Source organism: Aquirufa beregesia, from assembly GCF_011090385.1.
GTDB lineage: Bacteria > Bacteroidota > Bacteroidia > Cytophagales > Spirosomataceae > Aquirufa > Aquirufa beregesia.
The window spans coordinates 60,057-84,711 of the sequence record NZ_SEWW01000004.1; the positions used below are offsets into that span (position 1 = coordinate 60,057).

25 protein-coding genes are annotated in these 24,655 nt (G+C 39.0%); 11 read left to right on the forward strand and 14 right to left on the reverse strand.

The window, feature by feature from the left end; genetic code table 11:
- Both EWU23_RS07695 and EWU23_RS07700 read left to right on the forward strand, forming a co-directional pair.
- Positions 1 to 513 (forward strand): D-glycero-alpha-D-manno-heptose-1,7-bisphosphate 7-phosphatase, encoded by a 513-nt coding sequence (locus EWU23_RS07695; protein ID WP_166230467.1) that lies wholly within the window; start codon positions 1 to 3, stop codon positions 511 to 513.
- A gap of 4 nt (positions 514 to 517) precedes the next feature.
- Positions 518 to 1,423 carry an aldo/keto reductase gene (locus EWU23_RS07700; protein WP_166230469.1) on the forward strand — a complete coding sequence of 302 codons (906 nt, stop codon included), beginning with the start codon at positions 518 to 520 and terminating at the stop codon, positions 1,421 to 1,423.
- 173 nt (positions 1,424 to 1,596) lie between these two features.
- Here the strand turns inward: EWU23_RS07700 and rnr are convergent, their stop codons facing one another.
- The gene (gene rnr / locus EWU23_RS07705; protein ID WP_166230471.1) at positions 1,597 to 3,858 is read right to left on the reverse strand and encodes a ribonuclease R; all 2,262 of its coding nucleotides are present in this window, start codon (positions 3,856 to 3,858) and stop codon (positions 1,597 to 1,599) included.
- 226 nt (positions 3,859 to 4,084) lie between these two features.
- Here rnr and EWU23_RS07710 point away from each other — a divergent pair, with 226 nt between their 5' ends.
- From EWU23_RS07710 to thrC, 4 genes are read left to right on the forward strand one after another with little or no spacing between them, the layout of a single operon-like run.
- Complete coding sequence (locus EWU23_RS07710; RefSeq protein WP_166230473.1) at positions 4,085 to 5,095, forward strand: M28 family peptidase; 1,011 nt, start codon at positions 4,085 to 4,087, stop codon at positions 5,093 to 5,095.
- A 1-nt stretch (position 5,096) separates the two neighbouring features.
- Positions 5,097 to 6,185 carry a glycine cleavage system aminomethyltransferase GcvT gene (gene gcvT / locus EWU23_RS07715; protein ID WP_166230475.1) on the forward strand — a complete coding sequence of 363 codons (1,089 nt, stop codon included), beginning with the start codon at positions 5,097 to 5,099 and terminating at the stop codon, positions 6,183 to 6,185.
- 7 nt (positions 6,186 to 6,192) lie between these two features.
- Complete coding sequence (locus EWU23_RS07720; protein ID WP_166230477.1) at positions 6,193 to 6,897, forward strand: 2-phosphosulfolactate phosphatase; 705 nt, start codon at positions 6,193 to 6,195, stop codon at positions 6,895 to 6,897.
- Between the two features lie 45 nt (positions 6,898 to 6,942).
- Positions 6,943 to 8,250, forward strand: coding sequence for a threonine synthase (thrC, locus tag EWU23_RS07725; protein WP_166230479.1), 1,308 nt, complete (start codon positions 6,943 to 6,945; stop codon positions 8,248 to 8,250).
- Positions 8,251 to 8,364: 114 nt separating this feature from the next.
- Here thrC and EWU23_RS07730 read toward each other — a convergent pair whose 3' ends face one another.
- From EWU23_RS07730 to EWU23_RS07775, 10 genes are all read right to left on the reverse strand, one after another.
- Positions 8,365 to 8,631, reverse strand: a complete 267-nt coding sequence (locus EWU23_RS07730; protein WP_166230481.1) for a hypothetical protein — start codon at positions 8,629 to 8,631, stop codon at positions 8,365 to 8,367.
- Between the two features lie 236 nt (positions 8,632 to 8,867).
- Complete coding sequence (locus tag EWU23_RS07735) at positions 8,868 to 10,205, reverse strand: hypothetical protein (protein ID WP_166230483.1); 1,338 nt, start codon at positions 10,203 to 10,205, stop codon at positions 8,868 to 8,870.
- A gap of 18 nt (positions 10,206 to 10,223) precedes the next feature.
- The gene (locus EWU23_RS07740) at positions 10,224 to 11,810 is read right to left on the reverse strand and encodes a hypothetical protein (RefSeq protein WP_166230485.1); all 1,587 of its coding nucleotides are present in this window, start codon (positions 11,808 to 11,810) and stop codon (positions 10,224 to 10,226) included.
- Positions 11,811 to 12,548 (reverse strand): glycosyltransferase family 2 protein, encoded by a 738-nt coding sequence (locus EWU23_RS07745; protein ID WP_166230487.1) that lies wholly within the window; start codon positions 12,546 to 12,548, stop codon positions 11,811 to 11,813.
- A gap of 4 nt (positions 12,549 to 12,552) precedes the next feature.
- Complete coding sequence (locus EWU23_RS07750) at positions 12,553 to 13,617, reverse strand: NAD-dependent epimerase/dehydratase family protein (protein WP_166230489.1); 1,065 nt, start codon at positions 13,615 to 13,617, stop codon at positions 12,553 to 12,555.
- Positions 13,614 to 14,672, reverse strand: coding sequence for an NAD-dependent epimerase/dehydratase family protein (locus EWU23_RS07755; RefSeq protein WP_166230491.1), 1,059 nt, complete (start codon positions 14,670 to 14,672; stop codon positions 13,614 to 13,616). Before EWU23_RS07755 ends, EWU23_RS07750 begins: the two co-directional genes overlap by 4 nt.
- Positions 14,673 to 14,912: 240 nt before the next feature.
- Positions 14,913 to 15,623: an SGNH/GDSL hydrolase family protein gene (locus EWU23_RS07760; RefSeq protein WP_166230493.1), complete on the reverse strand. Its 711-nt coding sequence runs from the start codon at positions 15,621 to 15,623 to the stop codon at positions 14,913 to 14,915.
- A gap of 50 nt (positions 15,624 to 15,673) precedes the next feature.
- Positions 15,674 to 15,991 carry a Dabb family protein gene (locus EWU23_RS07765; RefSeq protein WP_235942175.1) on the reverse strand — a complete coding sequence of 106 codons (318 nt, stop codon included), beginning with the start codon at positions 15,989 to 15,991 and terminating at the stop codon, positions 15,674 to 15,676.
- Between the two features lie 93 nt (positions 15,992 to 16,084).
- A complete protein-coding gene (locus EWU23_RS07770; RefSeq protein ID WP_166230497.1) occupies positions 16,085 to 16,342 on the reverse strand; it encodes a TfoX/Sxy family DNA transformation protein in 258 nt (85 codons plus the stop codon).
- Positions 16,332 to 16,706, reverse strand: coding sequence for a DUF4260 family protein (locus EWU23_RS07775; protein ID WP_166230499.1), 375 nt, complete (start codon positions 16,704 to 16,706; stop codon positions 16,332 to 16,334). Before EWU23_RS07775 ends, EWU23_RS07770 begins: the two co-directional genes overlap by 11 nt.
- Positions 16,707 to 16,915: 209 nt before the next feature.
- Here EWU23_RS07775 and EWU23_RS07780 point away from each other — a divergent pair, with 209 nt between their 5' ends.
- Together EWU23_RS07780 and EWU23_RS07785 are read left to right on the forward strand one after the other, a co-directional pair.
- Positions 16,916 to 19,066 carry a glycoside hydrolase family 31 protein gene (locus tag EWU23_RS07780; protein ID WP_166230501.1) on the forward strand — a complete coding sequence of 717 codons (2,151 nt, stop codon included), beginning with the start codon at positions 16,916 to 16,918 and terminating at the stop codon, positions 19,064 to 19,066.
- Positions 19,067 to 19,078: 12 nt separating this feature from the next.
- Complete coding sequence (locus EWU23_RS07785; protein ID WP_166230503.1) at positions 19,079 to 19,957, forward strand: PIG-L deacetylase family protein; 879 nt, start codon at positions 19,079 to 19,081, stop codon at positions 19,955 to 19,957.
- A gap of 17 nt (positions 19,958 to 19,974) precedes the next feature.
- On the opposite strand, the gene EWU23_RS07790 is transcribed toward EWU23_RS07785, so the two are convergent.
- Together EWU23_RS07790 and EWU23_RS07795 are read right to left on the reverse strand one after the other, a co-directional pair.
- Positions 19,975 to 20,661 (reverse strand): carbohydrate-binding family 9-like protein, encoded by a 687-nt coding sequence (locus EWU23_RS07790; RefSeq protein WP_166230505.1) that lies wholly within the window; start codon positions 20,659 to 20,661, stop codon positions 19,975 to 19,977.
- A gap of 1 nt (position 20,662) precedes the next feature.
- Complete coding sequence (locus tag EWU23_RS07795; protein ID WP_166230507.1) at positions 20,663 to 21,007, reverse strand: DUF2834 domain-containing protein; 345 nt, start codon at positions 21,005 to 21,007, stop codon at positions 20,663 to 20,665.
- Between the two features lie 112 nt (positions 21,008 to 21,119).
- Here EWU23_RS07795 and EWU23_RS07800 point away from each other — a divergent pair, with 112 nt between their 5' ends.
- The 3 genes from EWU23_RS07800 (at position 21,120) to EWU23_RS07810 (ending at position 23,860) form a co-directional block, all read left to right on the forward strand.
- On the forward strand, positions 21,120 to 21,761 hold the full coding sequence (locus tag EWU23_RS07800; protein WP_166230509.1) for a DsbA family oxidoreductase: 642 nt from the start codon (positions 21,120 to 21,122) through the stop codon (positions 21,759 to 21,761).
- Positions 21,762 to 21,894: 133 nt separating this feature from the next.
- Positions 21,895 to 23,259, forward strand: coding sequence for an oxygen-independent coproporphyrinogen III oxidase (gene hemN, locus EWU23_RS07805; RefSeq protein ID WP_166230511.1), 1,365 nt, complete (start codon positions 21,895 to 21,897; stop codon positions 23,257 to 23,259).
- Between the two features lie 97 nt (positions 23,260 to 23,356).
- Positions 23,357 to 23,860 (forward strand): GNAT family N-acetyltransferase, encoded by a 504-nt coding sequence (locus EWU23_RS07810; RefSeq protein ID WP_166230513.1) that lies wholly within the window; start codon positions 23,357 to 23,359, stop codon positions 23,858 to 23,860.
- A 211-nt stretch (positions 23,861 to 24,071) separates the two neighbouring features.
- On the opposite strand, the gene EWU23_RS07815 is transcribed toward EWU23_RS07810, so the two are convergent.
- Complete coding sequence (locus EWU23_RS07815; protein WP_166230516.1) at positions 24,072 to 24,638, reverse strand: pentapeptide repeat-containing protein; 567 nt, start codon at positions 24,636 to 24,638, stop codon at positions 24,072 to 24,074.
- Positions 24,639 to 24,655 lie beyond the last annotated feature (17 nt).

Here is a 24,655-nt window from a genome sequence, read left to right on the forward strand (position 1 = left end):
ATGAGTAATAAATGTGTTTTTTTGGATCGGGATGGGGTGCTGAATGTAGACCGTGTTGATTACGTATACCATCTAGGTCATTTTATTATTCCTGAAGGGGTTGTGGAGGCTTTGAAAGCATTAAAAGAAGCAGGCTATTTGTTGATTGTTATTACGAATCAAAGTGGTATTGCCAAAGGGATATATGAAAGGAAAGATGTACAGATTATTCACGATGCCATTCAAGCGGCATGTGGAGGTGCATTGGACGATTTGTATTTTTGCCCATATCATGAATTACATGATAGCGCTTCATTAACTAGGAAACCAGGTTCTTTATTAATTGAGAAAGCTGCGGCTAAGTATGATGTCGACATGTCCCTGTCCTATATGGTGGGAGATCATGAAAGGGATATTTTAGCTGGGACCAGAGCTGGACTTCGGACCATTCGAATTGCTGAGGAAGGAACACCCTCCCAGGCAACATTTTTAGTGAAAGATTTATTAGCAGCATCAAACATTATATTATCATAGGAATATGGAAAAGATTTATTTGAGTGACGCCGGCCCTAAAGTGTCTCCAGCTATATACGGTTTTTGGAGATGGGAGAAGGAAAGTGCCAACAGTTTAAAAGACATGGACCAAATCGTTCATTTGTGTTTGGAACTAGGCATTAACACTTTTGACCATGCGGATCGTTATGGAAAATATAGCTGTGAAAGTCTTTTCGGAAAAGTGCTTGCCAATAAATCGTTTAAACGAAGCGATGTCGTTTTGTTTTCAAAATGTGGTGTCAATATTCCAGATTCCTCGAAGCCAGAAATTAGAGTGAGTCATGTGGATAGTTCGGCTAAGCATATTACTACAAGTGTCGAAAACTCGCTAAAAAATCTGCAAACAGATTATTTAGATGTTTTTTTATTAGATCAACTAGACCCTTTGTCGGATTTAGAAAGTACGGTTTTAGCTTTAGAAAAGTTAAAAAGCTCAGGCAAGGTAAAAAACATTGGAGTGTCTAATTTCTCTGTTTATCAACACCAATTATTGGAGTCTTTCTTATCTATCCCAGTGGTTTCTAATCACATTGATTTGAATTTATTAAACACTTCTGCGCTAGATAATGGTGCCTTGGATTATGTCAAACAAAAATACATGCGTCCTTTGGCGGTGTCTCCATTGGCGGGAGGTCGCATAGAACACGGTACGGATGAGTTGGCTTTGAAAGTGCGCAAGAAATTGGTTGAAATGGCGGAGAAGTACGAAAGCAATATTGAATCCATTGCTGTAGCCTGGATAGTTAAATTGGGGGCTTTGCCTTTGATTGGGACTTTGGAAGAAAAACGTATTCGCAATATTGTTAATTCATTTAGCGTCAAGTTAGACCACCAAGATTGGTATGAATTATACCATACGACGCGTCCTTCGCCTATGGTGCACGATTAAATTATCAATTTGTTGGAGTTGGAAGTATCCTTTTTCTGCTTAGCTTAGTAAGCAGCTTGTTTGCTGAATAGATTTGTCAACTTTTTAAAAGTTGACAAATCTAAATGCCATGACAATTCAAAATTGTTGACGACTCAAAGCCGTCACAAATCACTGGACAGCTATCTGAAGAATTACCTTCTTTTCCGGCCAATATTATTTCTGCGGTCTTTTCCTCTAGGAATCACGTTAGCAGGACGACCTTCTCTACGTCGAATTCGGTTATTACCAAAACGGTCTCCCCCTGATTTCATTCCAATTAACTCTAAGTCAATCGTTCTTTTAGCCAAATTTGTATCTCGAACTTTCACTTTAACGGCATCTCCAAAAGAGAAAACGCGGCCATTGGATTTACCCACAATACGGTAATTTTCTTTATCTAAATCGTAGTAGTCGTCATTTAAGTCGACCATCCTCACTAACCCTTCGCAAGAAGTTTCCCCAATCTCCACAAAGATTCCAAATTCTGTAACACCTGTGATGATACCATCAAAAATTTGAGGTTCATGTAAGGACATGTATTCCACTTGTTTGTACTTCACAGAAGCTCTTTCGGCATCAGCGGCTAACTTTTCTCTATCCGAACAATGTTTACATTGAATTTCCAATGGCCCTCTTTCTGGTGAAGCACCTTTGTCCAAATAAAGTTGTAATAAGCGATGCGTCATGACATCTGGGTAGCGACGAATAGGACTGGTAAAGTGCGAGTAAAAAGGAAAAGCTAAACCAAAGTGGCCTACAGCATCGGTACTGTAGCGAGCTTTCGACATGGTCCTTACGGCCAAACTTTGTAAAACATGCTCTTCCGCTTTACCTTCCACATTTTCCATCAGGGCATTAAACGATTGGGAAACTTGCTTAGGCTCAGTAGAGACTTGGTAGCCAAATTTCTTGGCAAAAGCCGAAAATACGCGCAATTTTTCGGGATCTGGAGCCTCGTGAACGCGGTAAACCATGGTATTGCGAGGTTCCGTTTTTTTCAATTCATGTACGTATTCAGCCACTTTTTTATTGGCCATCAACATAAATTCTTCGATTAATTTATGCGCATCTTTTCTTTCTCTTGGAAAAACCGCCAATGGAGTGCCATTTTCATCCAGTTCAAATTTTACTTCAACGGTTTCAAAGTTGACCGAACCATGCTTAAATCTATAATCGCGTAGTTTTTTAGCAATACGATTTAAATCTTTAATGACAGGTTCATAGGCATCAATTTCTTCTCCTTGGTTTTCAATCAATACCTGAGCTTCTTCATAGGCAAATCTGCGATCAGAATGGATGAGGGTTCTACCGAACCACTCTTTGACAATCAAGCCATTAGGGTCAAACTCCAATAGCGTAGAGAAGGTCAATTTATCTTCATGGGGCCTTAAAGAACATAATCCGTTGGATAGTTTTTCAGGTAACATGGGAACCACACGGTCTACTAAATAAACGGAAGTAGCCCGACGAAAAGCCTCTTGATCCAAAATACTTCCTGGTTTTACATAATGGGATACGTCGGCAATATGAACACCGATTTCCGTATTTCCATTGGCCAATTTTTGATAACTAATAGCATCATCAAAGTCTTTGGCATCCTTCGGGTCAATCGTAAAACTGAGGATCTTACGGAGGTCCTTTCTCTTTTTGATTTCTTCTTTGGTAATTTCAGTGGAAATAGCTTCAGCGGCCAATTCAACCATTTCTGGGAACTCATAAGGCAAGCCAAATTCGGCTAAAATGGAGTGCATTTCTGTCTCATTTTCTCCGGCTTTACCTAATATTTTAATAACTCTACCTTCTGCTTTTTTGCCAGGTGTTCCCCAGCGCGTTACCTCTACAATGACTTTATCCAAGTGGTTTGCTTGTAAGGTCTCTGTTTTTGGAATGTAAATGTCCTCATAGATTTTTTTGGAATCAGGAATGAGGAAAGAATAATGGGGTGTTACTTGAATTACACCTACAATTTCAGATGATTTTCTTTCTAGAATTTCTACAACCTCACCCTCTGGGCGGTCGTTTTTCTTTTTTTCCGAAGGTCTTCTAGCTTGAACGCGAACACGATCCCCGTCTTTGGCATTCATCAAATCCGCCGTAGCGACCCATACGTCTTTGCTTCCATCATCAGGAATGACAAAGGCAAAACGAGTGTTGACATGATCGACGCGGCCTTCAATTTGAAATGATTCATTGTCGAAACGGTAATTACCATCTGATTGACGAATCAAACGGTTTTCTATGACAAGTTTTTGAACCAAATCGGCATAAAGCTCTTTGGTTTTACGGTCACGAATGGCAAAAGCCTTATGAATTTGGTTTATTGAATAAGAACGATAGTCGTTCAATTCAAAAAACTCTAGGATGTCTTTTTGTAAACTAGCCAAAAAACGTTGTTCCTTAGGGGAAGTTGGCATATAAATGAAATTTAAAACTTACCCGAAGGTACGGGTTTTTACCTATAGAATGATTATCAGCTGTTTATTTCCTTAGTAGTGCTAGGATTTGCTTGGTTTTTCAAAATTTGCTTAGCTGACATAGGACATTTTAGGAAAATGTGGATAGATGGGATTAATTCCCAGAGCATCATTCCCTAATCCTAATTCTATTTAGTACTTTTGGGCTTGTTTTTTCCTATTATTCATGAATCGATCTAGGATTGCTCTATTATTGTTGCTAGTCTTTATCCTAACGGGCCTAGTTTATTGGTATCAGACCTCGAATCAAGTAATTGAGGAGAAGACATCTGCTGCTTCTTTGGTTGAAACACCCAACTTTAACTCAGACTCAGCCTATGCCTATGTGAAGCAGCAAGTGGATTTTGGACCTAGGGTTCCTGGAACGAGGGCACATCAAAAATGCCAAGAATGGATCATTGCTAAGTTGAAGTCCTATGGTTTACACGTGAGTACTCAGCCATTTACAGCTACGAATTACGAAGGAAAAGTACTAAAAGGGACCAATATCATGGCCCAGTTTCAGTCGGGAATTGGGAAACGAATTTTATTGGCGGCACACTGGGATACCAGAGCGGTAGCTGATAAGGATTCAATCCGTAAGAATGAACCAATTGATGCGGCCAATGATGGGGGAAGTGGAGTTGGTGTGATGATGGAATTGGCAAGACAACTATCTTCTAGTTCAAAAAAACCATCTGTTGGAGTAGATTTCTTGTTTTTTGATTTGGAAGATACTGGAGAACCACATGGAGTAGAGACGAACGTTCAAAATACCTGGGCGCTAGGTTCACAGTATTGGGCAGCTCATATTTTCCCTGAAAATTATCGTCCTTTTTATGGCATATTATTGGATATGGTAGGCGCCAAAGGGGCAGTATTTCCACAGGAATATGGTTCTATGCAATATGCACCAACTGTCGTTCGATCCATTTGGTCAGTTGCGGCAGATGTAGGATTTGGTCATTTATTTATCCAAGAAGAAGGCCCAGGAATAACAGATGACCATACGGCGGTCAATGAAGTAGCAAAAATTCAAATGATAGATATTATTGATTTGCGGCCACAAGCTCCCGGTAGTATGGGAGATATTTTTGGTTCTTATCATCACACGCATGGAGATAATATGTCCATCATAGATCCTAAAACCCTACAAGCTGTAGGGCAAACTTTGTTACAAGTTTTATATCGAGAATAATATGTCAGAACAATTACAACACGTTCATTTGAACGATACCCATGTGGCGTTAGGAGCAAAAATGGTACCTTTTGCTGGATTTTATATGCCTGTTTTATATAGCAATTTAATTGAGGAGCACATTTGCGTGCGTCAACAAGTGGGAGTATTTGATGTGAGCCATATGGGGGAGTTTTATTTGAAGGGGGACAAGGCGTTGGATTTGATTCAATATGTTTGTTCCAATGATGCTTCTAAATTGGTGGATGGAAAGGTACAATACAGCTGTCTGCCGAATGAACAAGGAGGCATCGTGGATGATTTATTGGTCTACCGAGTTAAAGAAAATGAATATATGTTGGTGGTGAATGCTTCCAATATTGAAAAGGATTGGAATTGGATTTCTTCACACAATACTTTTGGTGTGGAGATGACGAACCAAAGTGATGTGTATAGTTTGTTTGCGGTTCAAGGACCCAAGGCAATTTTAGCCTTGCAAAAGCTGACAGATGTAGAGTTGTCATTTATGCCGTATTATACCTTTAAAATAGGTCAAATGGCGGGTATAGCCGATGTGATTATTTCCAATACGGGATATACTGGAGCTGGCGGATTTGAGATTTATGTCAAAAATGAGCAGGCATTATCCATGTGGAATGCGATTTTTGAAGCGGGTGCAGAATTTGGTATCAAGCCGATTGGATTAGGAGCTCGAGACACCTTACGTACTGAAATGGGCTATTGCTTGTATGGACATGATATTGATGATACGACCTCGCCTATTGAAGCAGGTTTGGGCTGGATTACTTCATTCAACAAGAATTTTATCGCATCTGATATCCATGCCAAAATTAAAGCAGAAGGAGCCAAGAAGAAATTAGTTGGATTTGAGATGATTGACCGAGGAATTCCTCGTCAACATTATCCTATAGTGAATGAGGCGGGCGAGTCAATTGGAGAAGTTACTTCAGGTACGCAGTCTCCTAATTTATCAAAAGGCATAGGCATGGGTTATGTGAAGACAGAATATACTAAAGTAGGTACGGAAATTTATGTACAGATTCGTGATAAGTCATTGAAAGCTGTGGTTGTTAAAATGCCATTTATTTAGAGTAATTATGAGAAAAATCGACGTTTGTTTGTCGCCAGAACTCATTCATTTGTATGATGTTCCTTCTCTAGCGGTGGTTGTTGTGGATATTTTTAGAGCAACATCCTGTATGGTGACTGCTTTTGCTCATGGAGCCAAGGAGATTATTCCAGTGGAGAAAATGGACTTATGTAGTTCTTATGGAGCGAAGGGATATTTGACTTCTGCTGAAAGAAATGGAGTCACTCCAGAAGGGTTTGATTTTGATAATTCTCCATTTAGCTATCAAGTGGAGAAAGTGAAAGGGGCTAAGATTTGTGTTACCACCACGAATGGGACGGTGGCGATTCGAAAGTCTAGGAAATCACCGGCACTTTATGTGGGAGCCTTTTTAAATATTTCTCGGGTAGCGGAGGCATTGAAAAGCTGGGAGGGAGATGCTTTGATTCTATGTGCTGGCTGGAAGGGGAAGCCAAACTTGGAGGACACCTTATTTGCTGGCGCTTTGATTGATTTATTACAAGGGTCTTATCGTGTGGCAGATGATGCTGCCATGATGGCTTTGGGAACATATCGGGAGGCTTCTGCTAACTTAATGCAAGCCGTAAAGGGGTCTTCACATGTGAATCGATTGTTGGGTTTGGGTATTGAAAAAGATATTAGTTTTTGCTTGGAGAGAGATGTATACTCAGTATTGCCAGGTTTGAAGGGCAATAAATTAGTATTGCAATAAGTACAATGAAGATGTAGGTTTAAGAACCTAATTAATAATAAGGTGATGAAGTTATATAGTACACAACATCAAAGTCCTGATGTTTCATTAGAGGAAGCCATATTTCGTGGTTTACCACCAGATAATGGTTTGTATATGCCATTGTCTATTGAAAAGATGGATCCATCATTTTTTGAAACCATTCAAGAGAAGAGTTTTCAAGAGATTGCGGAGGCTGTTTGCCAACATTTATTAGGGGCGGATTTGACCAAGGAGGAAATTCATGGAATTATTAGTCAGTCTATGACTTTTGAGGCTCCTTTATTTGATCTAGAAAAAGATGTTGAGGTCTTGGAATTATTTCACGGTCCATCCATGGCATTTAAAGATTTCGGAGCTCGCTTTATGGCGGCGATTATGTCGCACTATTTGTTGAAATCTAAAAGAGAAATACACATCTTGGTAGCTACATCTGGTGATACAGGCGGAGCGGTGGCGCAGGGATTTTATAATACTCCTGGGATTTCAGTAACCATTTTATATCCTAAAGGTAAGGTTTCGGATATTCAAGAGAAGCAATTAACCACTTTGGGAGGCAATGTCCATGCCTTAGAGATAGCTGGTACATTTGATGACTGCCAAAGCCTGGTTAAACAAGCCTTTTTGGATGAAGAATTAAGGGCGAAATTTAATTTGGCTTCAGCTAATTCCATTAATATTTCCCGATTGATTCCTCAATCCTTTTATTATTTTGCGGCTTTTGCGGAGGCGAAAAGAAAGGGATTAAAATGGCCGATTGTATTCAGTGTGCCGAGTGGCAATTTTGGAAATTTGAGTGCTGGATTAATGGCTTATCGCATGGGATTACCAGTAAAGGCTTTTGTGGCGGCTTGTAATGAAAATAAGGTGGTCCCTGATTATTTAAAATCAGGAGAATACAGATCTAAGGCTAGCGTAGAGACACTATCCAATGCCATGGATGTGGGAAATCCTTCCAATTTCATCCGGATGAAATTGTTGGCTGGGGAAAATTGGGAATCTGTAAGGGAATTGGTAAAAGGATATTTTACGAATGATGAGCAAACGAGGGTGAGGATGAAGGAGGTCTATGATAGGACAGGATATGTCATGTGTCCACACACAGCCGTTGCTTATGATGGATTATCTCAGTATAAAGCAGAAACGGCAGGCGAGTTTACAGGAATTTTATTGTCGACCGCCCATTATGCTAAATTTTTACCGACTGTTGAATCTACCTTAGGCAGAGAAGTACCAATTCCTGAGCGTTTGTCGGCTCTTTTGAGTAAAGAAAAAGTGGCTACCCCATTGGGTACTGATTATGCAGGGTTTAAGCAGTATTTGTTAGGAAAATAGGGGTTTTTAAAATAACGCTGGCAAGGTTCTGAACCTTGACAGCGTTGTTCGAACGAATCTAGATTTTGGTTTATTGTCCAATTAGTTGGATACGTAAATCCATATGATTGATGGCTAGAGTAATGCCTTAAACTTATCAAATTCTTGGTAAGCAATAATTCCAATTAGAATAATTAATAGGGGTCCAGCACCTAATCCTCCAAGAACTAATAATTCTAGTAGCAGGATATTTAGGGCAATAGGACTTAGAATTAATAAAGAAAGGGCTCTTTTAGAAGGAATAAGTAGTAAAATGGCTCCAATAATCTCCAATATCTTAACCACTTTCATAAATCCCGTAGGGACCATTAAATTAAAAAAGAGGGCTTGATTCCCGGACATTGGTGGGGGTGGGACAAACTCAAAGAAAAAATTTATGCTTCCAAATAAAAATAGAAAGGCTAATAAGAAGGTTGGAACTAGTTTTAAGTATTTCATGTGATGATAGGGTTTGGGTAAGTAAAAAGATAAGATTTGGCAACGCTGTCAAGGTTTAAAACCTTGACAGCGTTAAGGAAAATTAGGGAAAATTTTGGAATTGCCCAATCAATTTATTGATAAAACATTCAGAATATCAACTACTTAGTGTCTGGAATATATTCGCCTTTATTTAGCATTTGAACCATCATGAGATGGAGTTCATATTTTTTAACATTCTCCTTACTAAAACCTAAGCCCTGTTTTTCATGAATGAATGATTGATAATCTTGAAGAAGGAATTCTTTTCGGTTTTTTATGGCTGGATAATATGTTAAGATTGAACTTAGCCAAAATAGTAGGGCAACTGGAAGAACCCATTTTGTAGTAAAAATGGATGAAACGAGATGGGTAGTAACTACATAGGTCAGCAACATGGCCAAGGTAGCAATAATTTTATAATTCCCTATTAGGAAGACAAATGGGCCGGATTTTGATCGTAAAACAGCTAATAAGATCCCATTCAAAAGACAAAATGTAAGGCATCCAGCTAGAAATAGTTGATTGGGATTAGCCAATTCTCCTGAAGTCCAGCGCTTTAAAAAACTAGGATAGGTTTTTTCTGCTTTGACAAAAACCCAACGTTGAAAACCCCAAATGATGATGATGAATAACAATAAACCCATGGAGAAGCTAAAGACCAAACGAACGGTTGAATCTTGTTCATTGAAGTAATCTGCAGAGCCTCCTAAAAACACAAAAAAGCCTTGAATGCTTTGCCAAGGATGTCCCACCAAATAGATTAAGCCATTTTGATTAGACCCCATACTGGGATAATTCCAGAAAAATAGTGTCAAAAAGGTAATGAAAACCCCGGTCCAAATGGCTAGTTTTTTTAAATCAAAGGTGGTTAAAAGAATCATTCCTCCTGCGGCGATGAATAGTAATCCATCCGAATTGGATAAACAGGCTAACATGGTACAAAGAATCCCAGTTACGAACAATTTGTAACTGCCTTTACTAAGGCAAAACATGGCTAAAAATCCAAAACCAATGACCAAGTTTCTTTGTATGGAAACAATAAACCAAAACGTATTTAAGTGGTATTGAAAGTTTAAATATAGAAAAGGAATGGGCAAGAAGTACCACCAGCGATTTTTATTGGGCAAATTGAACCAAAGTAAAACGAATATGATGATGATGTATAAGTGGGATGTAAGCAATAAAGCTTTCAGGTCCAATTGATTAAATACAAAATAATGAAGCATCACCCACAATCTGAGTGTCACAATTCGGTGTTCATTATTAGGAAACCAAATCATTTTTAATCGATCGAACCAGTCTGGTTGAGCAAACCACGCTCGGATGGTCATCGGAGCTTCAAAATCATCTAACCAAGGAATATTGATAGAGAAAGTGAATAATGACCAGGTAAAAAATACGAATGGTATTAATCCAAGTAAAAAAGAAATACGTTTTAAGCGTGGAAAGGAAGGCATTTATCGGAGGATTGGTCCTTAATTAGTTATCGTTAGGGGAGATAAATATTGGTAAGTTGGATATTGATTTTTCGGTAAATTTAATAAAAATACTTGAAAGTGGGATATTGTCAAAGTATTGTAAATCAACATATTACTATGTTTAACACGATCAGCATAGTCATTTGACAAGGAGGCAATATAATATTTTTTTCTAGGTGTTCCTGCTTGTTTTAACACCAAAAACCTTTGATCTGATGAGCTATTTTTTTCTGGAAGTTGATTCCATGACAAAGATAATCGGCCATCCTGAAAACGACTTATGAATGGGGAAATTTGTGATGTTTTTTGTACATGAAAGTCTGGAAATTGAATCGGGATTTCTTGACGATCAAATTCGTAATATGGGCTTTTCAATAATTGCATGGTTTGGGGGGGGCATTCATAAGCTGAGGAGCTTTGAAAATAATAGGCCCCAAGTAGATCAGCTGTCCATCGTTGATTCATTTCCAGCAAAGGTCTTCTAGCCATAAAAAATGAAGCAATTATCCATGTTCCCGATAGCAACAAAGCCCAGGAAAGTTGGAGTGTCTGCTGCTTATGGATAATCAATGAACTATATATAGCTACCAGCATGGTATTCCCATACAATAAAAACCGATCGGAAAGTGCGATAAGCTCTAAATCGCCCATGCTTGCTCTGCCATAGCAAATTAGAAAGCCAGTGGCCAAAATTTGTAGAAAAAGTAAGGATGGGAAAGTGATATTGATTCGAAGGGAGCCTAGTATTCTCCAAGTAAAAAATATCAATACTGGAATACCTGCTAATAAATTAAACCACGCCCTAAAGGAATCAGAGATAGGTAATGCCCAATTTCCTGCAAAGATGAAAAGGCCTTTGATGAGGGTCCATGATACCTGCCCAGAGGAGGAAGCAGTACCTACGTAATCATGAAAATAAAGTAAAACAACCCCTAGCGCTAATAGGGTAAATGGGATTTTTAAGGGTGATTTTTTTGTCCAAAGTACATAGCCTACCATAGGTAAAAAAGCAATGCCTTCTGTGGAAACAAAGGGATAAAAAAGGGCTAAAATAATGACCCATATAGCGTTCTCCTCGTAAAATAATCCATAAGCAATCCACACCAAAAAGAGAATGGAGCCTGTATGTTGTAAGGTGCCTATTAAATTAAAGTTATCTAAATTCCCAAATGGGGCAAATAACAAACAAGCTATGCCAACTAAATGCCAAGAGGAACGTTTGATTTTTTGTAAGAACCTATGAAAAGGAATGAGGATTAATACCATCTGGACATTGGCCAGGATGATCGCCGTTTTGAAATTCAAATTTCCCCCAAGGGCATAGTGTATTAGTATCCAGATTCTGGAGTAGGCTATGCGGTGAATGTCATTATGGAAATGGAATATATAGGCGACATTTTCTTTCCAACTATGCTGATGGACATAGTCTAGGAGTTCCAAAAAAGCATAATCATCTCCCCAATTAGGGAAATTTAGGGCATAAAGGTGAAGTCGATAAAAGTGAAAAAACAGAAGCCCTCCCATGGCCAAGAACCAAGCAATTTTCTCCTTTAAGCGCATGGTTGATGGAAGTATTGGAAGCATTTATTTTTTCAAATAATCGTTTCGTGAAAGGTATTTTTCAATCAAAATGTACAGCAAGATGAACAGGTATCTACTCCCCATCTCCTTAATTTTCAAATTGGATTGTCCTGCTTTTCTATTTCGCCAAGAGTTGGGTAAAACGTCATAAGAATATCCTCGAATGATGGCTTTTAAAGGCAATTCAATGGTTAGGTTAAAATGTGCCGATAGAAATGGTTTTAGGCCTTCAATGGTATTTTTACGGTACATTTTAAAGGCATTAGTAGAATCGTTATATGGGATTCCCACCAACAATCGAATCAAAGTATTCGCGAAGCGATTAATGATGTATTTGTGCTTGGGATAATCATGCGTTGAACCACCTTTGATGAAACGAGAACCAAAAACACAATCCAGATTTTTATCTACCATCAATCGATAAAAAGCAATCAGGTCCTGTGGGTCATCAGATAAGTCTGCCATCATAACTGCTACAATACCCCCTTTGAATCGTTCTAAACCATATCGAATGGCATAACCAAACCCATTAGGTCCAGGATTGGTATAGATGGTTAAACTTGGAATGCTTTTTTGCAAATTCTCTAGAATGGCTAAGGTTTGATCCTTGGAGTTGTCATTCACCACCACAATCTCGTGGTCTATTTCAGCGAGCTGAAGGGCCACGTATAAGGATTCTAAGGTTTCAACGATGGATCCTTCCTCATTATAAGCGGGTATGACAATACTCAGTTGGGACATACCTCTAGGATAAAATAGGTTGTAGAAAAGCTTGATCCTGAATAAACCAGTCATGAACCTCTCCCAATAGACTAGGTACATTTATTTCAGGTTTCCATTGGCTGAATGCGGTAATTCGACTATTGTCGGTGATATATATGGGAAGGTCGCCTGGGCGGTTTTCGGTGGAAGAGGCAATAGGGATAGAATTTCCAGTGATTTGTACACATAAATCGGTTAATTCAGCCAAGGAAACACTGTTCTCTAGCCCTCCACCCACATTGAATATTTGACCGTGATGTAAATCTAGATGTTGTATTTGCCACAGGACTAATCGGAATAAATCTTTGACATGGAGCACATCTCGGATTTGTTGACCATTTCCGCCAAAGCCAATATAAGAAAGCGACTTATTCCAAAAGTGTTTGGCCATCCATAGCACGATAACCCCTTGGTCAATTTTACCCATTTGGTAGGGCCCACTTAAAACACCACAACGGTTAATGACCGTTGGGATTCCAAAATTATGCGCAAATTCTTGAATGATATATTCCGAAGAAAGCTTGGTAGCACCATACAAAGAACGTAATCCGGCCAAAGGAAAATTTTCTGCTACCCCTTTTTTACTCAGTCCTTCATAGGCTTGTTGATGGGATAAAACAAAACGCTTTTCTTCCTTTTGGTAAAGAATGTCCGATAAACTGTTGTAAGGATAAACGCGACTTGTCGAAAGAAAGATAAAGGCTGCTTGATGCTTTTTGGCAAAATAAAGGGTATTGATGGTCCCGTTTAAATTGGTATCAATTAAATACTCTAATTCACCTGCCTGACTACCCGCTAATACGGATGGTTCAGCAGCGGCATCTATGACCACATCTACTTGAGGGATTCGATCAAAATCTGTTTTGATTCGAACGTCGCCATGGACAAAATGAACTCCTAAGGGAAGGATTTTACTGAGGTTTAATTCAGAACCTCTTCTCGACAAATTATCTAGGCAATATACCTCACAATCAACAAGATGTTGTTTGAAAAGAGCCGCTAAATTTGAGCCGACAAAACCACAACCTCCTGTGATGAGTATTTTCATTTTGCTTTAGCTTCCATGTAACGGTTGTAAATATCCTGAAATACATCTTCCAAGGATTTGGTGATGTCCCAATTAGGATAATGGGCCTTCATTTTACGAAGATCAGAGTAGTAGCAAATATGGTCACCAATACGGTTGGTTTCGTCATATTTGTATTTCATGGGAATACCGCTAATCTTGGAAATAATGTGAAAAGCTTCTAAAATGGAAACTGAGTTAGCTTTTCCTCCACCGATATTATAAACTTCCGCTACACGAGGAGCTTGGATAAATTCCTCGATGAATCTGGCTACATCATACGAGTGTATGTTATCCCGTACTTGTTTGCCTTTATAGCCAAATACGGTGTATTCTTTTTCTTCTAAATTACATTTAATCAAATAGCTTAGAAATCCATGCAATTCAACCCCCGCGTGGTTAGGCCCTGTTAGGCAGCCTCCTCGTAAACAGGCTGTAGGCATGTTGAAATAACGACCATATTCCTGTACCGAGATGTCCGCTGAAACCTTGGAGGCCCCAAAAAGAGAGTGTTTTGATTGGTCTATGCTAAAGCTTTCAGCAATCCCATGCTCATACGTATCATCATCATAATCAAAGCGTGTTTCCAATTCCTTCATATGGATGAAATTGGGAGCATCACCGTAAACTTTGTTGGTAGATAAATGAACAAATGGTACCGATGTACTGAATCTACGTAAGGATTCTAATAAGTTAAAAGTACCAACAGCATTGGTATCGAAGTCTTCAAAAGGTATGGAAGCTGCCCGGTCATGGCTGGGTTGTGCAGCGGTATGCACAATCGCATCAGGACTAATTTTTGGGATTAAATCTAGGACAGCTTGGCGGTCGCGAATGTCTATTGTATGATGCTGATAGGAATTTCCAAACTTGGCTAAACGATCTTGGTTGGTCGAATTATCGCCTTGTGAACCAAAAAATACAGCTCTTTGATTATTGTCTATTCCGTGCACTTCCCAGCCCTTTTCTAAGAAATATTCGCTCACTTCTGAACCAATTAATCCTAAAGAACCAGTAACCATTAATTTTTTTGACATGTAGCTTAAATAATTGGATTGAATCAAAGACAAAATTATCGTTTTATTTTTAAATATAGAATTCGAAGGGGTATTTTGGCTTTTAATTCCAATTTTCTCTGTGAGACCCATGGTAGGATTATTGGAGAATGAGACATCTTGGATCAATAGGGTACCTTAGACAAGATTTCTGGATCAGTAAAATGAAGAATACTAAGGTGTTATTTGGTTCATTTTATAAGTAGTTAAATGGTTGTTTAATTAGTTAAAATATTTCATGAGTTCTGTTGAAATCAAGGCATGTCCTTTTTCATTGGGATGATTTACTTGCGACATCAAATCACTGATCGGAGTAGAAGCTTTCACTTGCCTTCGAAATAGGTCATAGCTATCCACAAAACCCACTTGATGTATTTTAGCCAATTCTTGTACTTGTTGACCGTGTTGATCCAATACTGAATGAGTATCCAAGATATCTATACGCTGGTCGGGAGAGGCACTTAAAAGAATCACTTTGACACCCTTAGATTGGGCCATTTGAATCATTTTTTCCCAGGCTTTTCTAGCTCTTTCCAAACCTATCCCCCGATCATTGAGTACGTAATCTATACATATCAGATCTGGACGATGACTCAATACATCTTGTTCAAATCTATCAGCTCCTTTTTCTGCATTTTCTCCTCCAATGGATGTATTGATGACATTGATGACCGCTAAAGGGTATTGTTCCTTGATGGATTTTAATACTTGGTAAGGATAAGCCCCTAAGGTATTGACTAGCGGTGTTTTGAAATATCCCGCAGGGACAGAATGTCCGTGGAATACTAAATTTATGGTGCGATTTTTAGGCCATTCTTTGACCAACTCTTGCTTGATTTCTTGTAAATAGTTGGAAGAGGAGGCTTGGCTCATAGCCTGAATACTAAAGCCAAGAAAGCAGACCATTAGGGCCGTCCATCGTGTTATTTTCATAGCAAAGGTGTAGAAAAAGAGCCCCTAAAGGCTCTTGAGAATGAGATTAATTACACATCCTGTGCATCAAAAACCACCACTTTTTTCCATAAATGGCTGTAGTTTTTGACAAAATCTTGGTGAATAACATGATCTTGATAAATCTTTTGATCTACCTCACTTTCAAAAAACATCAATTCTGACACATTCCAAGATGTGTCCACCACCTCTCTTTTTTCAGTAGAGGCCAATACGCCAATGTGTATTTTTTTGATGGCTTCAATGCCTTTTAGGGTGTTTAATCCTTCAATGAGTTTATTTCGGTCTTCTACAGACTCTGGATTGTTTAACCAAAAGAATACGTGATGTAATAAATATTTAGTTTCCATGTGTTTAAAGAGATTCATCGATTCGACAAATCTAAACTACATCAAAATGGGCAAACTGACGGTATTGTCTTTAAAAATTTACAAGGAAGATGTTTACTTTCTTCCCAAAATCTGCTTGATTTCCTGTTTTTCTTGAGCACTAATCTCCGTCCACACCTTCCCTTGAGTAGCCATTTCAATTCCATAAAAGATGTTTAAATTAGGTTGAATACCTAGCTCAACTAGTTTTTGAGAGATACTAGGATAATCGGTCGACAATAAATCCTGTTCTGTGTAGATCCCAATTTGGTTTAAAATACCTGTGGTATAAGGTCCAAAATTGCGAATATTTTCGAGTCGTCTATTGCTCATGATTTTTAAACTTATTTTTTCCTATCCATCCCAAATGCGTGTGGTCGAAACTGTCTAATTTTAAGCCATAACCTAGTACCCGGTCGATGGTACTATGTGCCATAAAAATGATGCTTACTTGTAATAGAATAGGCAGGGGCCAATAAAATCCCACAAGAATTCCCAAAGCGATAATCCCCTGATGGTGGAATAGATTATAGGCGTGTAAACCTAGTTTTTTTGACATAACGACAGCCAAAAAAGAAAGATCAGGGGCTAAAATCAACCAAGCAAATGTTCCCCATTGATTCGGGAATAACTCCATGTATGCCCATATACTCAAGGCAAATAAGCCTAAGGACTCTAGTTTTAACAGATTTTTCATGTTATACCTTTTGACCAAATTAAGGGTAAATATTTCAAAAAGAGGAATGAATTATGACAAATGGTCTCTGATTTCCTTTCCTCCGCTGGAATGCAATAGGATTCAATGGCTAAAGCCCACCAGATAAAATATTTCCTTTGGGGCAAAATTAGGGTCATTTGTACTTCCATGAATATTTGGACATATTTGAATCTCTAAGCCTTTGAAACATGAATTCATTTCGCATTTACTTTATCAGTATCTTACTTTTTTTTGGTTTATCTGTTTTTGCCCAAAAGGCAAGTTTGTGGAAAGAAGTCCAGCCAGGTATTTGGAAAACTCAAATAGGGAATCCCCGTCACATCAGTTTGCTCCAAGCGGCTGGAGGAAATGCGCTACATGATGCCTTGAAATTATTGCCAAGCAGTCATTTCCCTTTGTCGAAAGAAGACATCAAAATTCAGATTATTGATAAAAAAATATACCTGCGTTTTCCTTTGAGTCAGGAGGAACAAGTTTTTGGTCTTGGATTAAATTTCCAAACGGTCAATCAACGTGGACGGATATTAAATTTGCATGTGGATCATTATGGAGGAAAAGATAATGGACGCACGCATGCGCCAGTTCCTTTTTATGTCTCTTCTAAAGGCTACGGAGTTTTAATCGATGCAGCTGCTTACATGACTGTTTATGCCGGCTCTAATGTCCGTGCAGATGCTAAACACTCCCCCGCCATACAAGATAGAAATTCGGATAAAAATTGGGATTCGCAACCAGCTTCTGATGTGGTGGAAGTTTTGATTCCAGCAGATGGGGTTAGTATATATGTTTTTGCTGGGCCAAGTCCTATGCAGGCTGTTCAGCGATATAATCTATTTAATGGAGGAGGGTATTTACCACCAAAATGGGGATTAGGATTTACTCAACGTGTACCTACTTTGTATAGTCAAGATGATATCATCAAGGAGGCCAAAAGCTTTGAAACGCATCAATTTCCATTGGATTTTATTGGGGTGGAACCCGGTTGGCACTCAGCCTCTTATCCATGTACCTTTGAATGGGATCCTGTTCGATTTCCTCGGCCTAAGGCTTTCTTAGATAGTTTATCTCAAATGGGAATTTCTGCCAATCTTTGGTTGAATCCCTATGTTTCTCCTAAATCGTCCTTGTATGCTGGAATTAAAAAATACACGAGTTCTCACTTGGTTTGGAATGGGTTAGTTCCCGATTTTACTATGGTTCAGGCAAGGAAATTGATGAAGGCGCATTTTGTTAAAAACCATTTGGATATCGGTGTAGGAGGCTATAAAATTGATGAGGTAGATGGCTATGACCATTGGATTTGGCCTGATGTAGCCACTTTCCCTTCAGGTACAAGTGCCGAACAGATGAGGCAAATTTATGGTTTGATGGTTCAAGAAATGACGAGTTCTTGGTTCAAAGAAAAAAATAAAAGAACCTATGGTTTGATCCGAGCCTCCAATGCAGGAGCAAGTTCTTTGCCCTATGTGATTTATAATGACTATTACAGCCATAAGGATTTTATTACGGCTTTAGTCAATTCAAGTTTTATTGGGGTGCTTTGGACGCCGGAAGTTAGAGCGTCCAAAACGGCTGAAGAATGGGTCAGGAGAATGCAGTCGGTTTGTTTTTCACCTATGGCCATGTTGAATGCTTGGTCTGATGGTACCAAACCTTGGTCATTTCCAGAAGTGGAAAAGGCGGTCAGTGATGTCGCGAATTTACGTATGCAATTATTACCCTATCTCTACACCACATTTGCCCAGTATCGTTTTGAAGGGAAACCACCATTTAGAGCCATGAATTTAGTGGATGGATTTGGATATAAACCTCAGGGGGTCAAGGGGAAAGTAGATGCAACTGAAAATCCTTATGGAATGAGTATCAAAAACGATATCAAGGATCAGTACATGATGGGGGATTTTATCTTAGTCGCGCCCATGTTTGCAGGAGAAAAAACACGAGATGTTTATTTACCTGAAGGGAAATGGTATGATTTTTATACGGGGAAGTTAGTGGGTGAAAATCAAAAAATTCAAGTGAGTCCTAGTTTAGACAAGATACCCCTTTTTGTCAAAGATGGGGCATTGATTCCGATGGTGCCTGTGCACCGACAAGCCCCCAAAGACGGACAAGCATTTGCTTTAGAAATTCGACATTATGGTCAGAAAGCAGGAACTTGGAAATTATACGATGATGATGGCCGGACTTTTAATTTTGAAAAGGGGGCACATAGTTGGACTGAATTAGGGGTGAAGCAAGGAGCCAATGGACAATGGGAAGCTTGGCCAAAACAAGTAACTGCTAAGTCGAATTTTGGGTATTTGCCTGAAATTACTTGGACATTTATGACGAAATAAACTGAATAACATATGAAAAAAGGAATTCTATTAACTGTTTTATTGGCGTGTACCATCGCCTGGAATGTAGGAGCACAAGATCGCCCATTGCAAATTATCATGATAGGTGCTCATCCTGATGATTGCGACATCAAGAGTGGAGGAACAGCAGCATTGTTTGTGGCCATGGGACATCATGTCAAATTTGTGTCGGTCACCAATGGCGATGCTGGACATCAAACAGAGGGCGGCGGGATGTTGGCTAAAAGAAGAATAGCTGAAACCAAAGAGGTGGCACGTAGATTAGGGGTGTCCTATGATGTGTTGGATAACCACGATGGGGAGCTCTTACCTAGCTTAGAAATTCGCTTCCAGATCATCCGAAAAATACGGGAATGGAAGGCAGATGTGGTGATTGCGCCACGTTCTAACGACTACCACCCAGATCACCGATATACGGGTGTTTTAGTTCAGGATGCAGCTTTTATGGTAGGAGTACCCAATGTTGCTCCTGATGTAGAACCTTTGAGAAAGAATCCTATATTCTTGTATTTCCAAGATAATTTCAAAAAGCCAAATCCTTTTCAAGCGGATATAGCTGTTGATATAACACCTGTTCTAGATAAAAAATTAGCAGGACTAGATGCTCATCAATCCCAATTTTATGAGTGGTTGCCATGGATAGGAAACTACGAAAATGAAGTACCTAAAGATCCGGCAAAACATAAGGAGTATCTATTGGCAAAACGAGTTCAGGTGCCAAATCCAGAAGTGAGAAAAGCATTGGAAAAGTGGTACGGTAAATCACGTGCAGATCAAGCAAAATATGCTGAAGCTTTTGAAATTTGCGAATACGGTACCCAACCTACGGAACAAGATATTCGTCGTTTATTTCCTATGCTAGGAAAGTAACATGTGGGGTCTGGACATTATTTAAATAGAAAGACCCCATATTTTTTATAATCGTGAAAGGTACCCGCTAGCGGAGACCAAGACCATTTCGCCATTTTCCCAGTATCATAGTCGAGTCGACAAAAATTCCCTTTCCACACCATTCCTGGTTTAGCAGGCACATTTTCTAAAGGAGTTAGAAGAGCAAATGGGATAAATAGTTCGGCGGACCATGTCCCGATGGATCCCGGAATATGTTTGACAGAAACCTTCTTTTGAACTTTCCTTTCTCCTTCATAATGCCAAGGTAACCAACCATAAAATTTACCTTGAAAGTTGGGTACCATCAGAACAAGCTCTTTTTCCAAGGGGTTGATTTCATATTCAAAATATACAGGAGCGGAGGGATTGGGATGAAAGAAGACTTCGAATACATCGGCTTGATATAGATCCTCAAAATCGTTCTGAAATGTCGTGCTGATTTTTTGATCCTTGCCTTCCATATACACGTAGATTCCTTTGTCGGAATACAGGAGTTTAAACCGACTGTCCAATTCCTTGGCCAATTCATTTCGTGCAGGTAAAGGATACCATTTGCTTTGTTGCCATGCAGGATGATTTGCTTGCCCGTTTATGGGGAAATCATCCACATGATGTACCATTAGGGTATCTTGGGCAGAAATGGGACCAGATATAAATAGTAAAATGTAAAGCCAATTTTTCATGCTATATGCGGGGATTCATTTTTTTATGTCTGAAAAACAAGAATAAGGGGAAAGCAAAAGCATAGCCAATCAGAAATGTTAATAAAATGAACAACCATACTTTTTTCATTTGCAATTGATAGCCTTCCACAATCATGAAAAAAGTTCCCGCCGTGGTTCCTGTCCAAAAATCGAAGGTTAAACTTTTGGCATAGTAGCTAGTCCAGGTGCTTTGTACAAATTGCAAAACATCAAAATGTCCGTTTTGTTCTTGCATGCCTAGCCAAACAAAATAAAAAGTAAGGGAACCTCCCACAATAGACAGGAAGAGGTAAAAATAGGAGATATTGATGGGGAGCGCTTTCATCGGCTTTTGATTGAGATGATGGAATCAACTATGTAGCGCTCAAGATAATCAATTATTCGAATCGGAACTTTTTATATACGTAATTCGGTTTTGGGATATTAACAAAGTCAGCATGAAAATAGAAATCTGGAGTGATATCATGTGTCCCTTCTGTTACATTGGGAAACGTTATTTAGAAAAAGCCTTAGAACAATTTGAGTCGAGCACACCGATTGAAATAGAATGGAAAAGTTATCAATTGGATCCGAGTATACCGATGCATTTTGATGAGCCAGTGAATGTCTATGAGTACTTAGCGGATCGTAAGGGGATCAGTGTGGAGAAGTCAAAGGAGATTCACCAACAAGTGGCTGATATGGCAGAAAAAGTAGGATTGAATTATCAATTTGATCGAATGGTGGTAGCAAATTCCTTGAAAGCGCATCAATTAATCCAATTGGCTAAAGAGCAAAAGAAGGACAATGAAATAGAAGAGAAATTATTTGAAGCCTATTTTGTAGCAGGTAAAAATCTTTCGAGTGAGTCTGATTTGGTGGCCATAGGGGAATCTGTGGGATTAGAAAAGGTGGCCATTTTAGCGGCTTTGGAAAATGATGAGTTGGCTTATCGGGTGAGACAAGATACGCAAGAGGGAATTAGTTTAGGACTGAAAGGTGTACCATTTTTTGTATTCAACCGCCGCTATGGAATTCCAGGAGCTCAACCTTTACAGGTATTTATCGATACCCTTCGCCAAGCAGCAGAACATGATTAATATCAGTATTTTATCGAGTAATTGGTAGTTTTCTCAGGAATCAAACCAGTCAATCTGCTTAGATTTGTCAACTTTTTGAAAGTTGACAAATCTCTCAGAAGAAGTTGACAAACCTCTCAGAAAAAGCCGAAATATGATTCCTATCGATACCACTTTACTGAATAAATACAATGTTCCCATTCCTAGGTATACCAGCTATCCCACAGTGCCTTATTGGGACAATGAAATAAACGAGGACCATTGGAAATCAGCATTTCGGCTGCGCTTTGAGGAATGTAATGATTCCCAGGGTATCAGTCTGTATATTCACCTGCCTTTTTGTGAAAGTATGTGTACGTTTTGTGGCTGTAATAAGCGCATTACGACCAACCACAAAGTGGAAGACGAATACATTGAGGTATTGTTGCAGGAGTGGCAATTATACCTCAATCAAATGAACTCCAAGCCTCTCATTCGGGAGTTTCATTTAGGAGGCGGGACTCCCACATTTTTTTCTCCAGAGAATTTACAGCGCTTAATCCAACAAATCCTGTCGGATAGTCAGGTGGCTGAGGAGCATGAGTTTAGTTTCGAAGGACATCCTAATAATACCACGTATGCCCATTTAAAAACCTTGTTCGACCTGGGATTTAATCGGGTAAGTTTTGGTATGCAAGACAGCAATCCTGAAGTTCAACAAGTAATTAACCGAATTCAACCTCAGGAAAATGTCCAACAAGTAGTTCAATGGGCCAGAGAAATTGGCTATGAATCAGTGAATATCGATTTGGTATATGGCCTTCCCCTGCAAACCATCGAACGCATAGAAAAGACCATCCAAGATGCGATTTCTTTACGTCCTGATAGGATTGCTTTTTATAGTTATGCGCACGTACCTTGGACAAGTCGAGGACAGCGTTTATTCGACGAAAATGATTTACCTTCTGCTTCCGAAAAATTAGCCTTATACCGCCTTGGTCGAAGCCTTTTTCTAGCACAAGGGTATCAAGATATTGGCATGGACCATTTTGCTTTGCCTGATGATTTGATGTACAAAATCAAAGAGCAAGGAACTTTGCACCGTAATTTTATGGGTTATACTGTCCAGCAAACGGGCATGGTTTTAGGCTTAGGAGTATCTAGTATCAGTGATGTTTTTTATGGTTTTGCCCAAAATAAGAAAACGATTCATGATTATTATGAGGAAGTCAAACAAGGGAAATTGGCCGTTTTCAAAGGTTATTTTTTGACCGAAACCGATCAGGTGATGCGGCAATATATTTTGGATATTGCCTGTAATGGCAAGACTCAATTTAGACCCGAAGATATTTCTACTCTAGAACTTTATAGTTTCCCTTATTTGGCCGAATTAGAGGAAGACGGATTAATTGAGTGGGATTTTCAAGGTTTGTCATTGACATCCCTAGGAGCCAATTTTGTACGGAATGTCTGCAAAGCCTTTGATATAAAACTTCTTTCCGACGAGCACGCTACCTTAAAGTTTAGCCAAGCAGTATAAACATTCAAGCATTACATTTCATCAACCTTCAACCATACGGGATTTTTTATTTTCTTTACAGAAATAATGTGGGGCTTTGGGGCCCATCCCTTTGTCTATGGGTGTCAAGATTTTACGAAGTCCGCGTTTATATGTCAACGATCTTAGCCCTCAAGACGCTCCATTCTTGTTGGAATTACTCAATACTCCTGGGTTTATGCAATTTATCGGCGATAGAGGTGTTAGAACCCTTAAAGAAGCGGAGGATTTTAGCATCAAATTACGCGATAATCCCGCCATTCACTACCGGGTAGTTTTTCTCCAATCCATTAACATTCCAATAGGTATCATTTCCATCGTTCAAAGGGATTATTTACCTCAGCCTGACATCGGTTTTGCTTTTTTACCTTCCCAGTCGGGCATGGGCTATGCTTATGAAGCTGCTAGTCTGGTGTTGGATGATTATTTTGCTAATCATAAAGCGCCTATCTTCGCTACCACCTTAGAACATAATGTTCGTTCCATCAGCTTGTTGTTGCGCTTAGGTTTATCCTTTGAGCGGAGCATAGAAAGAGATCAACAGCAACTTCAATTATATAAAAAAGATCCATGGAATCATTAGAAAGGCAAATTCAACAATTGAAAGAAAACATGTCCCACATGTATGTGACTAAAGCCCATATCTCTGAGGGGTCCGTTGGCTAGCATATTGACCATAGCCTACTGGTGATGATTGCCATCATTAGGGCCTTAAAAAAATCTGATTGGATTTAGTTGATACCCAATATTTTTTGAGAATACATACCCACCATCATTTGAAAATAATGGCTGATTTAATCAATGATGATGCCAAAACTAGTCAATAAACCTGCTATACTGTTTTTCGAAAATTTGGCTTTTTTGATTCGATTAATTTGTGGATTTATTTCAAAATGATAAGATGTTCTGAAGTCGGTCTTTTCTAAATTGGTCTGGTCAAATTGAGCATTCAATAAATCGCAATCCTCAAAAAGAGCCTCGCTCAAGTTGGCATTTCCAAAATCAACTTCATGCAAAGAGCAGTGTTTAAATTGGGCTTTTTTCATTTGTTTTTGATAAAACGAAGACAGATTTAAAAAACAATGGTCAAAGTGCACCTCAAACAGAAAAGGGTTGGCATATTCAAAATGTAAACCTTGTAAGCGGCAATTCACAAAAGACACATTTTGCCATTTCGTATTCCCCATTTTTATCAAGCTTAAGTTGCAATCGTGGAACTGACAGTCGATGAACGAATATTCCGACAAATCCAGCTGAGCCAACTCACAGTGCTTAAAAATACAAGCCTCATATTCTCCTTTGGGCAGCCCTTCAACGGTATAGTTTTTCTTCTCAAAATTTTGTTGAAACTGGTTTTCCATGATAGGGAGATTTAAAT